The sequence below is a fragment of the Pseudomonas sp. FG47 genome (genome assembly GCF_057809115.1).
Genome location: NZ_JBMDJI010000031.1, coordinates 37,471 through 50,007, shown reverse-complemented (window position 1 = coordinate 50,007; position 12,537 = coordinate 37,471). Strand labels below are relative to the sequence as shown.

Annotated in this window: 12 protein-coding genes and 1 pseudogene; 4 read left to right on the top strand and 9 right to left on the bottom strand. The window is 66.2% G+C overall.

All coding sequences use genetic code 11. From position 1 onward, the window contains the following. Positions 1 to 105 precede the first annotated feature (105 nt). A complete protein-coding gene (gene yiaY, locus ACODS5_RS19560) occupies positions 106 to 1,254 on the bottom strand; it encodes an L-threonine dehydrogenase (RefSeq protein WP_489109445.1) in 1,149 nt (382 codons plus the stop codon). A gap of 133 nt (positions 1,255 to 1,387) precedes the next feature. Between yiaY and tssI the strand changes: the two are divergent. After that, positions 1,388 to 1,915 (top strand): annotated as a pseudogene (gene tssI, locus ACODS5_RS19555) (type VI secretion system tip protein TssI/VgrG); the annotation flags it as partial. A gap of 79 nt (positions 1,916 to 1,994) precedes the next feature. Here the strand turns inward: tssI and ilvA are convergent. After that, entirely contained in the window at positions 1,995 to 3,557 is a 1,563-nt protein-coding gene (ilvA, locus tag ACODS5_RS19550; RefSeq protein WP_489109444.1) for a threonine ammonia-lyase, biosynthetic, read from the bottom strand. Between the two features lie 320 nt (positions 3,558 to 3,877). On the opposite strand from ilvA, the gene ACODS5_RS19545 reads away from it, so the two are divergent. Further along, positions 3,878 to 4,975 (top strand): alkene reductase, encoded by a 1,098-nt coding sequence (locus ACODS5_RS19545; protein ID WP_489109443.1) that lies wholly within the window; start codon positions 3,878 to 3,880, stop codon positions 4,973 to 4,975. Between the two features lie 136 nt (positions 4,976 to 5,111). Here ACODS5_RS19545 and ACODS5_RS19540 read toward each other — a convergent pair whose 3' ends face one another. Together ACODS5_RS19540 and ACODS5_RS19535 are read right to left on the bottom strand one after the other, a co-directional pair. Continuing rightward, complete coding sequence (locus ACODS5_RS19540; RefSeq protein ID WP_134693327.1) at positions 5,112 to 6,023, bottom strand: LysR family transcriptional regulator; 912 nt, start codon at positions 6,021 to 6,023, stop codon at positions 5,112 to 5,114. Between the two features lie 60 nt (positions 6,024 to 6,083). Beyond that, the gene (locus ACODS5_RS19535) at positions 6,084 to 6,836 is read right to left on the bottom strand and encodes an SDR family NAD(P)-dependent oxidoreductase (RefSeq protein ID WP_489109442.1); all 753 of its coding nucleotides are present in this window, start codon (positions 6,834 to 6,836) and stop codon (positions 6,084 to 6,086) included. 171 nt (positions 6,837 to 7,007) lie between these two features. Here ACODS5_RS19535 and ACODS5_RS19530 point away from each other — a divergent pair, with 171 nt between their 5' ends. Further along, positions 7,008 to 7,727: an IclR family transcriptional regulator gene (locus tag ACODS5_RS19530; protein WP_489109441.1), complete on the top strand. Its 720-nt coding sequence runs from the start codon at positions 7,008 to 7,010 to the stop codon at positions 7,725 to 7,727. A gap of 186 nt (positions 7,728 to 7,913) precedes the next feature. Beyond that, complete coding sequence (locus ACODS5_RS19525; protein ID WP_489109440.1) at positions 7,914 to 8,300, top strand: VOC family protein; 387 nt, start codon at positions 7,914 to 7,916, stop codon at positions 8,298 to 8,300. An 87-nt stretch (positions 8,301 to 8,387) separates the two neighbouring features. On the opposite strand, the gene ACODS5_RS19520 is transcribed toward ACODS5_RS19525, so the two are convergent. Genes ACODS5_RS19520 through ACODS5_RS19500 form a run of 5 tightly spaced genes read right to left on the bottom strand, consistent with a single transcriptional unit; the run spans position 8,388 to position 12,534 of the window. Then, a complete protein-coding gene (locus tag ACODS5_RS19520; protein ID WP_489109439.1) occupies positions 8,388 to 9,761 on the bottom strand; it encodes a sensor histidine kinase in 1,374 nt (457 codons plus the stop codon). Next, positions 9,758 to 10,420, bottom strand: a complete 663-nt coding sequence (locus ACODS5_RS19515; RefSeq protein WP_134693322.1) for a response regulator — start codon at positions 10,418 to 10,420, stop codon at positions 9,758 to 9,760. Before ACODS5_RS19515 ends, ACODS5_RS19520 begins: the two co-directional genes overlap by 4 nt. Before the next feature lie 2 nt (positions 10,421 to 10,422). Then, the gene (locus tag ACODS5_RS19510) at positions 10,423 to 11,064 is read right to left on the bottom strand and encodes a tetratricopeptide repeat protein (protein ID WP_489109438.1); all 642 of its coding nucleotides are present in this window, start codon (positions 11,062 to 11,064) and stop codon (positions 10,423 to 10,425) included. Then, positions 11,061 to 11,867: an SDR family oxidoreductase gene (locus ACODS5_RS19505; RefSeq protein WP_489109437.1), complete on the bottom strand. Its 807-nt coding sequence runs from the start codon at positions 11,865 to 11,867 to the stop codon at positions 11,061 to 11,063. Before ACODS5_RS19505 ends, ACODS5_RS19510 begins: the two co-directional genes overlap by 4 nt. Next, entirely contained in the window at positions 11,854 to 12,534 is a 681-nt protein-coding gene (locus ACODS5_RS19500) for an iron-containing redox enzyme family protein (protein ID WP_489109436.1), read from the bottom strand. Before ACODS5_RS19500 ends, ACODS5_RS19505 begins: the two co-directional genes overlap by 14 nt. Between the last annotated feature and the right edge of the window lie 3 nt (positions 12,535 to 12,537).

Below are 12,537 nucleotides of genomic sequence, written 5' to 3'. Positions count from 1 at the left end.
ACGCCGATTACGGCCTGCAACACCCGTAGGAGCCAGCTTGCTGGCGAACCAGGCGACGCAGTAGATGCCACCGGCCCGTAGGCGCCAGCCACTTACCACGCCGCTCTAGAACGCCGCCTTGAAGATCGCCTCGATCTCCACCTGGCTGGCCACCCGTGGGTTGGTCAACCCGCAGGCATCCTTCAACGCATTGGCCGCCAGCACCGGCACATCCTCGACCTTGGCCCCCAGCTCTGCCAGCCCGGCCGGGATGCCGATGGCCGCCGCCAGGTGCTCGATGGCCGAAATCGCCGCCCCGGCGCCCTGCTCGGCATCCAGCCCACACACCTTGACCCCCATGGCCTTGGCCACGTCACGCAGGCGCGCCGCGCTGACCTTGGCATTGAAACGCTGCACATGGGGCAGCAACACCGCGTTGCACACCCCATGGGGCAAGTCGTAGTAGCCGCCAAGCTGATGCGCCATGGCGTGCACATAACCCAGCGAGGCATTGTTGAACGCCATCCCCGCGAGGAACTGGGCATAGGCCATGTTCTCCCGCGCCTGCAGGTCGGCGCCGTCGGCAACCGCCTGGCGCAGGTTGTCGTTGATCAGGCTGATGGCCTTGAGCGCGCAGGCATCGGTGATTGGCGTGGCGGCGGTCGAGACATAGGCCTCGATGGCATGGGTCAGCGCATCCATGCCAGTGGCCGCGGTCAGGCCCTTGGGCATGCCGGCCATCAGCGCCGGGTCGTTGACCGAGAGAATTGGCGTGACGTTGCGGTCGACGATGGCCATTTTCACATGGCGCGCCTCGTCGGTGATGATGCAGAAGCGGGTCATCTCGCTGGCAGTGCCGGCGGTGGTGTTGATCGCGATCAGCGGCAACTGCGGTTTGCTCGAACGGTCGACGCCCTCGTAGTCGCTGATATGCCCACCGTTGGTGGCGCACAGGGCAATGCCCTTGGCGCAGTCGTGGGGCGAGCCGCCGCCCAGCGACACCACGCAATCGCAGCCCTCGCGGCGCAGCATGGCCAGCCCTGCCTCGACGTTGGCGATGCTCGGGTTGGGCTTGGCGCCGTCGAACACCCGCGCGTCGATGTCGCGCATCGCCAGCATGCCGGCGATCCGCTCGGCCACGCCGGCCTTGACCAGGCCCACGTCGGTGACGATCAACGCCTTGCGCAAGCCATAACCGGCGATGGCGGTCATCGCCTCCTCCAGGCAGTCGATGCCCATGATATTGACGGCGGGGATGAAGAACGTGCTGCTCATGGCCAGGTCCTCTCAAGCGAATGGTAGGGCTTGAGCATCTGCCTGAACGCGCCGTGCGGCGTTGATCCAGCGCAAGTCTTGCCGCGCAAGCACAGGGGCCTGGGTGAAATAGCCCGGGAGCGGGCGTGATGCCCTGCCGGCCCTTGCAATCAGCGAATTTTCCCACGCAGTACAAGGAAAATACTGGCAAGACGTTCGCTTTCCAGCCCTTTACGGTGCCCATGTCTTGCAACCGAACGCCTCTGTACGCACCGCGCGCCAGGTGCAACGCGACCACACCTTCATGGCTACCGTGGTCGGCCCGAAGGAGGAAGAAATCTATTGCGATGAATGGGGCCGGGTGAAGGTCAGCTTCCCCTGGGATCGCGAGAGCCAGGACAACGCGTTCAGTTCCTGCTGGGTACGCGTCTCCCAAAGCTGGGCCGGGGGCAGTTGGGGCTCCATGGCCATTCCGCGGATCGGCCAGGACGTGATCATCCAGTACGTCAATGGTGACCCTGACCAACCGATGATTACCGGGCGTACCTACTGTGGCGATCAGCTACCGCCGTACGACCTGCCCGAGCACAAGACCCGCATGACCACCAAGAGCCAGACCCACAAGGGCGATGGCTACAACGAGCTGCGCTTCGAGGATGAGCTGGGGCGCCAGGAAGTGTTCACCCGTTCTCTATCCGGTCACGGCAGAACTAAAAAGTTGTGTGACCGGCCATGCCCGGAGCTGAACTGGCGGGCCTCCTTCAGCCCATGAACAACCGATAGGCCGGATTGTCCGTCTCGTCCCAGTACGGGTAGCCCATGGCCTCCAGCGCCTGCGGCAACCCTGCCAGTTCCTCGTCCGGCACCTCCAGCCCGGCGAACACCCGTGCCTGGGCGGCGCCGTGGTTGCGGTAGTGGAACAGGCTGATGTTCCAGCGCTTGCCCAAGCGTTCGAGAAAGCCCAGCAAGGCCCCTGGGCGCTCGGCAAACTCGAAGCGCAGCACCCGTTCCTTGGCCCCTGGCGCCGCGTGTCCGCCCACGGTATGGCGCACGTGCAGCTTGGCCAGCTCGTTGTCGGTCATATCTAGCACCTGGTAACCCTGCTCGGCCAGGCTGGCCAGCAAGGCTTCGCGCGGGTCGTGCTGGGGATGGGTCTGCACGCCAACGAACAGGCGCGCCTCCTTGCCTGGGTGATAGCGATAGTTGAACTCGGTGATCTGGCGCTTGCCCAGCGCCAGGCAGAAAGCGCGGAAGCTCCCCGGGCGCTCGGGGATGGTCACGGCGACGACGGCCTCGCGCTGCTCGCCCAGCTCGGCGCGCTCGGCCACATGGCGCAGGCGGTCGAAATTGACGTTGGCGCCGGAATCGATGGCCACCAATGTCTGCCCCTGGGCGCCTGTGCGGGCCACGTACTTCTTGATCCCGGCCACGGCCAACGCGCCGGAGGGTTCGGTGATGGAGCGGGTGTCGTCGTAGATGTCCTTGATCGCCGCGCACAATTCATCGCTGTTGACCGTCACCACGTCATCGACGAAGTGCCGGCACAGCTCAAAACAGTGCGCGCCGATCTGCGCCACCGCCACGCCATCGGCGAAGGTGCCGACCTGCGCCAGCACCACCCGCTCGCCGGCGGCCATGGCCGCCTGCAGGCAGTTGGAGTCCTCGGGCTCCACGCCAATCACCTTGACCTCGGGGCGCAGGTACTTGACGTAGGCGGCGATGCCGGCGATCAGCCCGCCGCCGCCCACCGGCACGAAGATCGCGTCCAGCCGGCCCGGGTGCTGGCGCAGGATCTCCATGGCCACCGTGCCCTGGCCGGCGATCACATCAGGGTCGTCGAACGGCGGCACGAAGGTCGCGCCCTGGCGGTCGGCCAAGGCCAGGGCATGGGCCAGGGCATGGGGGAAGCTCTCGCCATGCAACAGCACATTCCCGCCTCGCGAACGCACGCCCTCGACCTTGAGCGAGGGCGTGGTGGTGGGCATGACGATGGTCGCCTTCAGCCCCAGGTGCGCGGCGGCCAGGGCCACGCCCTGGGCGTGGTTGCCGGCCGAGGCGGTGATCACCCCGCGGGCGCGCTGGGCGGGGTTCAGCCGCGACAGGCGGGTGTAGGCGCCACGGATCTTGAAGGAGAAGGTCGGTTGCAGGTCCTCGCGCTTGAGCAGCACCTGGTTGCCCAGGCTGGCCGACAGCGCCGGGGCGGCTTGCAACGGGGTTTCGATGGCCAGGTCGTACACTGGCGCCGAGAGAATCCGCCGCACCTGCTCGGACAACAGTTGCTGGGGCGTTGCGGGGGTACGCGAAGGAAGGCTGAGGCTGGTCATCGATGACTCCTGGTTTTTAATGGGCCCGGGAGTCAGAGAGAAAAAACCCGCCTCCAGGGCGGGTTCGGTGCGTGTACGCGCTAGCCCGCCAATCCGATAATGGCGGTAATAATGCTCAGGGCGCGGCACTGCAGGCGTGTGTTCATGGGTTGGGAAAGTAGCCTGAGGCCACTTGGCAAGTCAACACATGCAGGCCATTGCGTAAGACCTGAGCGCAAAATTCCCCATTGATGCCTAGCAAGCCAATCACCCGGTCCCCCTTTTCCCCAATCACCTCGGTATCGTGCGCGGCATCGAATCCTCCTTGAAAAGGTGCACCCATGAAGCTGTTCGAACCGTTGCAACTTGGCCCGCTGACCCTGCCCAACCGGGTGTTCATGGCGCCGCTGACCCGCCTGCGCAGCCTGGAGCCAGGCGACATCCCCACGCCGCTGATGGCTGAGTACTACCGCCAGCGCGCCAGTGCCGGGCTGATCATCAGCGAAGCCACGCAGATATCGTTCCAGGCCAAGGGCTATTCCGGCTCGCCGGGCATCCATACCGCCGAGCAGATCGCCGGCTGGCGCCGGGTCAACGCTGGCATCCACGCCGACGGCGGCCACAGTGCCGTGCAGGTGTGGCATACCGGCCGGGTTTCGCACACCTCGCTGCAGCCCGACGGCCAGGCACCGGTGGCGCCATCGGCGCTGCCGGCCAATGCCCGCACCACCCTGCGTGACGAAAACCACAAGGTGATCCGGGTCGAGACCTCGACCCCGCGCGCCTTGAGCGAGGCAGAGATCGCCGGCATCGTCGCCGACTTCGGCCAGGCCGCGAGCAATGCTCGTGAAGCCGGTTTCGATTTCATCGAGCTGCACGCTGCCCACGGCTACCTGCTGCACCAATTCCTCACCCCCAGTGCCAACACCCGTGCAGACCGCTACGGCGGCAGTATCGAGAACCGCGCGCGCATCGTGCTGGAGGCGGTGGATGCCGCCATCGCCCAGTGGAACGCGGACCGCGTGGGTATCCGCATCTTCCCGCTGGGTGGTTTCAACGGCATCGACAATGGCGAGGACCAGGAGGCTGCCGGGCTGTACCTGATCGGCGAACTGGCCAAGCGCAACCTGGCCTACCTGCACTTGTCCGAGCCGGACTGGGCCGGTGGCAAGCCGCTGCGCGACGAGTTCCGCGAGGCCATTCGCGCTGCCTATCCGGGGGTGATCGTCGCGGCCGGGGCCTATACCGTCGACAAGGCCGAAGACCTGCTGGCCCGTGGCCTGATCGATGCGGTGGCGTTCGGCCGCGCGTTCATCGCCAACCCGGACCTGGTCGAGCGCTTGCAGCAACAGGCACCGCTGAACCCGCATCGGGCGCAGTTCGACTACGCCAATGGGGCCGAGGGATACACAGACTATCCTTTCCTGCGCCAGGCTTGAGTGGTTGGCGGATTTGCTCATGTGGACGCCCGCCTTGCTGACCAAGCGAGCGACGCGGTGACTGGCACGGGCCTTGCCGGTGTTCGCAGGCTTTGCCGGCTCCTACGGGGTTACTCGACAGGGCCTGGGCCGCAGTTCAGATCTCCCATGGCACACCGCCCTCCCAACGCGCCACCAGCAGGTCGATGAAGCCACGCACCCGTGGCGACAGATGGCGCTTGCTGGGGTAAACGATGCGGATCGGGTCTGCCGGTGGCCGGTAAGCGTGCAGCACCTCGACCAAATCCCCCGCGCGCAAGTCGTCGCTGGTGATGTAGGTCGGCAGGTGAATCAGCCCGAATCCCGCCCGCGCGCCGGCGAGCATGGCCTCGGAGCTGTCGATGTTGAGCCGCCCCGGCTCCTCGCACAGGTGTAGTCCGGTGTCGGTGCGAAAGCGCCACGGCGCGGACTTCTCGCCGACCAGGAAGGCAATCTTGTCATGCCCATACAAGTCCGCCGGCGCCTGCGGCGTGCCGTGGCGCTCGAGGTAGCCGGGCGAGGCGCAGGTGACGAACTGCTGCCAGGCCACGGTGCGGGTCAACAGCTGCGAGTCTTCCTTCGGCGCGCCGATGCGCAGCGCCACGTCGACGCCCTCCTCGACCAGGTCGACACAACGGTCGGTGAAACGGATATCCGCGCGCAGCTCAGGCCACTGCTTGAGATAGGCGTCGAGGATCGGCAGCACATGACGCTGGCCGAACGACAGCGGCGCGGTCAGGCGCAGGGTACCGGTGGGCTTGCCGCGACGCTGGGCCATGGTGGTCTCGACCTCGTCGAGGTCGTCGAGGATCTGCCGCCAGCGCTCGAAGGCCACCAGCCCCTCGTCGGTCAGGCTCAGCTTGCGCGTGGTGCGATTGAGCAGGCGCACGCCCATGCGCGCCTCCAGGCGGGCGATACCCTTGCCCACCGCCGAGCGGGTCAGGCCCAGACTCAGCGCCGCGGCCGTGAAACTACCGGCCTTCACGGCACTGACGAAGGCGGCGATATCGCCGAAGCGGTTGGGTTCCATGGTGTCGTTCCGATTGAGCCAAGACCTGCTAGATGGGTGCGTGTTGGCCGATTGCAAGCCTCAGAACTGCACGCCACGGGTCAGGCCACCATCGACCAGCAGATTGGTGCCGGTGATGAAGCTTGCCGCAGGGCTGGCCAGGAACACCGCCGCCCGCGCCACTTCATCGGGCCGTGCCATGCGCCCCAGTGGGTTGGCGGCCAGGCTGCGGGCGAAGGCCTCGGGCTGTTCGCGCTCGATCTTGCCCCATACACCGTCGGCGAAATAGACATTGCCCGGCGACACGCAGTTGACCCGGATACCGTCACGGGCATGTCGTGCCGACAAGGTCTTGCCATAGTGGTTGAGGGCGGCCTTGAGCACCCCGTAAGGCTCGTCGAAGCTACTCAGCTCACGCCCCGAGACACTGGAAATCAGCACCACCGCCGCCCGCGTCGAAGCCTGCAACCACGGCAAGGCCGCCGTGACCAGGCCCACCGTGCCAAGCAGGTCGGTCTCGAACGCCTGGCGCCAGATCGCCGCCTCACGGCCATGGGCCAAAGCGCTGACATTGGGCACGACGACATCGATACCGCCCAGCCACTCGCCGGCCTGTTCAACCCAGCTGATAACCTGCCCGGCCTTGGTGATATCCACCGCCCACCCTCGGGCGTGCTCGCCCAGCTCGGCCTCGACGGCCCGCACCCCGGCTTGCTCGCGGGCGCAAAACGCCACCTGTGCTCCTTCGGCGAGGAAGGTTTCGACAATCGCCCGGCCAATCCCGCGTGTGCCGCCACTGACCAATACCCGTGCGCCTTGCAGTTGCAGATCCATGAAACCTGTCCTCTGGCTGGTTGAAGTGGCGCGAGTCTAAGCGCCAAAGCCCGTCGAACCGCCTCGCGGGGCGAGAAAAGCCAAGCAGTTCGACATTGCCGAACAAACACGCCAGCAACCCTCGTCGATTGCGGGCACAATGGCCAGCCATAGCACAACCGGGACCGCGCCATGTCCACCAACAGCCGCCAGATCCAGTCCCTCGAGCGGGCCATGCACCTGCTCGAACTCATCCGCGCCGAGGGCGGGCGCGCGCGTCTGAACGATCTGGCCGAACGCAGCGGCCTGGGCAAGAGCACCGTGCATGGGCTGCTCGATACCCTGATGTCGCTGGGCTACGTCAGCCGCGATCAGCGCCATTACGCCCTGGGCCTGCGCCTGCGCCAGCTGGCACAACCGGTGAACGAGGCCGAACAGCGCCTGCGCCAGGCCTTCACCCCGGCCCTGCGCGCCTTCGCCGAGCTGAGCGGCGAAAGCTGTTTTCTCGCCGTGCCCGGCGGCACCCGCGCCTACCTCACCCTGGCGGCGCTCGACGGCCGTGGCCAGGCCCTGCAGCTGGCGGCGGACACCCGCCGCGATGGCCTGTGCACCTCGGCGATCGGCAAGGTGCTGCTGGCCCACGACCGCCAGCTGGCGCGGCAGCTGGCTCGCACCCAAGCGCTGCCCGACACCCTGGAACAGGAACTGCGCCAGGTCGCCAACCTGGGCTATGCCCTGGACCTGGCCGCCTCACGCCCTGGCCTGCATTGCTTCGCCTTGCCCTTGCGCCTGCGCGGCCAGGTGGTCGCCGCGCTGGGTGCCGGCGGCCCGGCCGAGCGCTTGCAAGCGCCGGTGATGCGGCGCATGGCGAGCCGAGCGATGCGCGCGATGTTCGACCTGATGAAATGCTAGTGTCCTGTCTCGGAAGTACGTTCTATTCTGGCCACTGGCAACGTGCTCGGGCGCCCAAGACATCGGCGACAGTGAACAACTTGTTTGCGAAACGGGATACTAGCAGCAGCGTCCTGCCTGGCACTGGTCAAACACCGGGAACCGTCTTTAATTGCAGGTACAGCCCCAGCCCTCCGGTGCACGCCCATGAAGATCGTGGTCACCAGCATCCTCGTCGACGATCAGGCCAAGGCCCTGGCGTTCTACCACCATGTCCTGGGCTTCGAGCCCAAGCATGACATCCCTCTGGGCAAGCATCGCTGGCTGACCCTGACCTCACCCAACGACCCCAACGGTGTCGAGCTGCTGCTCGAACCCGACGCCCATCCAGCGGCCAGGACCTACAAGGCCGCCCTGAAGCAGGACGGTATCCCCGCCACCTCGTTCGGGGTGCGCGATATCCACGCCGAATACCAGCGCCTGTGCAAGGCCGGCGTGCAGTTCACCCAAGCGCCCATCGACCTGGGGCCGGTCACCGTGGCGGTGTTCGACGATACTTGCGGCAACCTGATCCAGATTGCCCAACGGCATTAGGCTCTGTACAAAACGCCTTGATACTCGTTCATGCTGCGTTGAAAACAGCCTCGCCTGACCTTTGTCTCAAGACTTTTCATACAGAGCCTAGGAGTCATCAACCTCCAGGCGCAACCTCGCGCACAACCCGTGGGGTGCCAGATTGCGCAACTGCACCTGCCCCCCCAGACGGCTGACGACCGTACTGACGATCGACAAGCCAAGCCCTGCGCCGTTGGGCGCGTCCTTGCTGTAGAACCGCTCGAACACCCGCTCCAGCTCCGCCGAGGCAATCCCCGGCCCTTCATCCGCGACGTCCAGCACCAGCACCCGCGCTTCGCGGCGCAAGCTGACACGGATATGCCCGCCCGGTGGTGAATGGTCCACCGCGTTGGTCACCAGGTTCTGCAAGGCGATGCCTAGCGCGCCGGCGTCACTGACCATGTGGTAGTCGGCGCCCTCGGTGATGTCCAACGATGGCTCCTGGCCGCGCTCGAGAATCCACGGGGTCAGTTCTGCCAAGGTCTCGGTCACCAGTTGCGCCAGGTCCACCTCGGCCCAGTTGCGCTGCGCCAGCCTAGGCTCCAGGCGCGCCAGGGTCAGTAGCTGGTTGACCACCCGTGCCAGGCGATCCACGGCGCCCATCAGGTAGCCTAGCGCCTTGTCGCGCTCGGCCTCGCTGCTCGCGGCCTGGGCGTTCTGCGCATGCAGGCGCAGAATGGCCAGCGGCGTGCGCATCTCGTGGGCGGCGTCGGCAATGAAGCGGTGCTCGCGCCGCAGGAGTGCGTCGATCTGCGCCAGCAGGCGGTTGATCGCCGCCTGCATCGGCTCCAGTTCCTTGGGCAAGGGCACCAGTTGCAAAGGTTCCAGCGATTCGGCATGGCGCCCGCGAATGATTCGGGCCATGTTCTGCAATGGTCGCAGCCCCCAGCCGACACCCACCCAGACCAGCAGGGCCAGGGCCAGGCTGCCAAGCAGGAAAGGCGTCAAGGTATGCCGGACGATCCGCTCGATCAGGTCGAAACGCACTTCGTTGCGCTCACCCACCCAGATCAGCCAATGCTTTTCTGGCACCGGCAGCACGAAACTTCGCCAGCGTTGCCCCTGCAGCGTCAAGTCGGAAAAACCCGGGGCGCTCGGTGGCGTGGCGAACGTCGGCGCGCTAGGGGTATGCACCAACAGCTTGGCCTGGTCGTCCCACACCTGGAACGCCAACTTGCGCTCGTAGGGATGGCCGACCCGATGCCGACCAGCCTTGCCCAGTGCCTCGTCGAACGCCTGGTACAGCGCCTGGCGATGCGGCTCTTGCACCGGCAGGCTCATCACCCCTTGCAGGAGGCGGGCATTCTGCGCCAGGTGCGCATCGTAGACTTCGGTGATTTCATGGCGGCTGTCGTGGTAGTTGTAGAGCGCCAGCAGGCCACTGCCAGCCAGCAGCAAGAGCATGACCCGCCACAGGGTGCGTTGGCGCAACGAGCTCATACCTTGCCTTCCACCAGGTAGCCAATGCCACGCACCGTGCGGATCAGGCCGCTGCACAGTTTCTTGCGCAGTTGGTAGATGTTGACCTCGAGGGTGTTGCTCTCCGGCTCATCGTCCCAGCCGTACAGCAGTTGGGTCAGCCGCTCGCGGGTAAAGACCTTGCCCGGTTGTGCCAACAGTTCATGCAACAACAGGTACTCCTTGGGCGTGAGCACCACCGGCTGGCCATTGAAACGCACCTGACGGGTAGCCGGGTCGAGGCTGACGCCGGCATGTTCGATCAGTACCCGCGCGCGCCCGGCGCTGCGGCGCAACAAGGCGCGCAGGCGGGCCTTGAGTTCATTGAGGTCGAACGGCTTGACCAGGTAATCGTCGGCGCCGGCATCCAGCCCCGCGATGCGGTCATCGAGGGCGTCGCGGGCGGTGAGGATCAGCACCGGCACGGCGTCGCCACCCGCGCGCAGACGACGCAGCAGCTCCAGGCCATCCAGGCGCGGCAGGCCCAGGTCGAGTACCACCAGGTCGAACGTTTCGCCCTGCAGGGCATGCAAGGCTTGCTGCCCGTCCAGCAGCCAGTCGAGGGTGTAGCCCTCCAGGCGCAGGCCATCGCAGATACCCTCCCCCAGCGCGGCGTCATCTTCAACCAGCAGCAAGCGCATGCTCAGCCCTGTTTGTCCTTGATTGCCTTGAGTAAAGCATCGATTTCACCCCGTCGGCCCTGGTCGGCCAACGCCCGCCCCGGTCGCGGTGCGGCGTGGCGGGCCTTGTCCAGCGCGGCCAGGGCCTCGGTGTAACGACTCTGTCGGTACAGGTGGTCGGCCCAGAAATAGTTGCTGTCGAGACCGTCGGGGTTGATCGCCAGGGCCTGGCGTAACATCGCTTCGGCCTTGTCCGGGTCGCCGAAGCCCAGCGGCCAGCCCGGTACCCGGTCATACAAGGCGCCCAGGCTGGTATAGGCCGAGCCTTGCAAGGCGGTGGGGTCCAGCGCCAGGGCTTGCTCCAGGCTGTCGCGGGCGGCCTTGACCTTGCCCAACGCGCCCAGCCCGCCAGTGGCACCGGCCCAACTGCTGTTGACGATACCCTCCCAGATCAGCGGCTCGGCCGCGCCTGGGTACTGGCGCACGAACGCTGCCGTGTCCACTGCCAACGCCTCGAAGGCCTTGGCCCGCTGTGCTTCGGGCATCTGGTACTGGATTTGCGCCCAGCGCTGCTGCACATCGTTCAGGCGTTGGCTGCCGACTGGGTCCAAGGCCCACGCCAGGGAGGAGCACAGCAGCAAGCCGACCAGCATCGCACGCTTCATTTATTCGACTCCTTACCCGGATGGACGCTGTAGCGGCGGATCAGCGGCAGTTGCTTACGCAAGGCGCGGTCTATCACCCCCGGCAACATGCCGTTGACACGCACGAAAAGTTTTTCCGGCCAGCCCAGGTACAGCTCGCTGCGCTCGGCCTGCACGGCGGCGAGCACGGCGCGGGCGACGTCCTCGGGCTGATCCACGCCAACTTTCAGGGCCTGGTTGAGCGCCGTGGCGGCGCTGCTGTTCATGCCCGTGCGGGTCGCCCGGGGGGCGGCATAAAGCACATTCACCGGGGTATCGGCAAGCTCCCGGCGCAGGGCCTCGGAGAACCCGCGCAGGGCGAACTTGCTGGCGCAATAGGCGGCGTAGCCAGGGTAGCCGATCGAGCCATAGATGGAACCCACGTTGACCACCAGTGCCTGAGGCTGCTCGCGCAGCAGCGGCAAGCAGGCGCGGGTCAAGTGCATGGCAGCCTTGAGGTTTATATCCAGCAACTCGTCCAGGGCGACTTCATCGAGCTGCTCGAGCAAGGCGAAGCGATTGATCCCGGCGGCATTGACCAGCACGTTGACCCCACCCATCGCCCGCGCCGCCGCCAGCACGTCCGCACGGCCCTCCCGGGTACGCAGGTCGGCGGCCTGCCAGCGCAGCTGCCGTGGATAGCGGTTCATCAATTGCGCCAGCTTGCCCAGGTGCCGACTGACCGCCAATACCCGCGCCCCGGCACCGCACAACTGCTCGCTCAGCGCCAGGCCGATGCCACCGCTGGCACCGGTGAGCACCACCACACAGTCAGGCAAGCGCATGGCGCACCCCGTTCTGGCCGGCGCGCGGCAGGCCTCGGAACATCTCGGTGTACAGGTGATATACCACCTGCGCTGCATGGATCACCGCCCGTTGGTCGTCGGCATCGTCCAGGCGATCCATCAGGCCTCGGTAAGTGGCCATATGGTCCTGGTCCAGGGCGCCATGGGAGCTCAGGTAGCTGAACGCCGTGTGCGGCAGCCCCAGGCTGTCGCGGATAGTGCCCGCGGCCTGGGTCGCCAGGGCGATGCTGGTGCCTTCGAGCACGTTGACCATGCCGAACAACCCCACCGGGTTGCCCCGGGCGATCAGGTCGTAGAGATACGCCACCATCAACTCGGTGGGCAACGCCGGGCTACCATCGCGCACTGCCTGCCAGTCGCCACCGCAGGCCTTTATGTCGTCGAGGATCCAGCGCTCATGGCCGTACTCCTCCTCGATGTACTCGCACACTGCGCCGCGCAGCCATTCCAGACGCGCAGGCAGGCGCGCGCCACAGGCCATCATCAACGGCACGGTGTGCCGTACATGGTGGTAGGCCTGGCCGAGGAAAGCCTGATAGCCCTCCAGGCTGACCACGCCGGCCAGCGCCTCGCGGATCACCGGGACCGCGAACAGCGCTTCGCGCTCGGCGCTGGTCTGGGTTTGCAGGGTTTCGAAAAAGGACATGTC

Bases quoted from the DNA above. Each gene is read 5' to 3' on its own strand.
- yiaY (WP_489109445.1), bottom strand. From the start codon at position 1,254: ATGAGCAGCACGTTCTTCATCCCCGCCGTCAATATCATGGGCATCGAC.
- ilvA (WP_489109444.1), bottom strand. From the start codon at position 3,557: ATGACCAGCCTCAGCCTTCCTTCGCGTACCCCCGCAACGCCCCAGCAA.
- ACODS5_RS19545 (WP_489109443.1), top strand. From the start codon at position 3,878: ATGAAGCTGTTCGAACCGTTGCAACTTGGCCCGCTGACCCTGCCCAAC.
- ACODS5_RS19540 (WP_134693327.1), bottom strand. From the start codon at position 6,023: ATGGAACCCAACCGCTTCGGCGATATCGCCGCCTTCGTCAGTGCCGTG.
- ACODS5_RS19535 (WP_489109442.1), bottom strand. From the start codon at position 6,836: ATGGATCTGCAACTGCAAGGCGCACGGGTATTGGTCAGTGGCGGCACA.
- ACODS5_RS19530 (WP_489109441.1), top strand. From the start codon at position 7,008: ATGTCCACCAACAGCCGCCAGATCCAGTCCCTCGAGCGGGCCATGCAC.
- ACODS5_RS19525 (WP_489109440.1), top strand. From the start codon at position 7,914: ATGAAGATCGTGGTCACCAGCATCCTCGTCGACGATCAGGCCAAGGCC.
- ACODS5_RS19520 (WP_489109439.1), bottom strand. From the start codon at position 9,761: ATGAGCTCGTTGCGCCAACGCACCCTGTGGCGGGTCATGCTCTTGCTG.
- ACODS5_RS19515 (WP_134693322.1), bottom strand. From the start codon at position 10,420: ATGCGCTTGCTGCTGGTTGAAGATGACGCCGCGCTGGGGGAGGGTATC.
- ACODS5_RS19510 (WP_489109438.1), bottom strand. From the start codon at position 11,064: ATGAAGCGTGCGATGCTGGTCGGCTTGCTGCTGTGCTCCTCCCTGGCG.
- ACODS5_RS19505 (WP_489109437.1), bottom strand. From the start codon at position 11,867: ATGCGCTTGCCTGACTGTGTGGTGGTGCTCACCGGTGCCAGCGGTGGC.
- ACODS5_RS19500 (WP_489109436.1), bottom strand. From the start codon at position 12,534: ATGTCCTTTTTCGAAACCCTGCAAACCCAGACCAGCGCCGAGCGCGAA.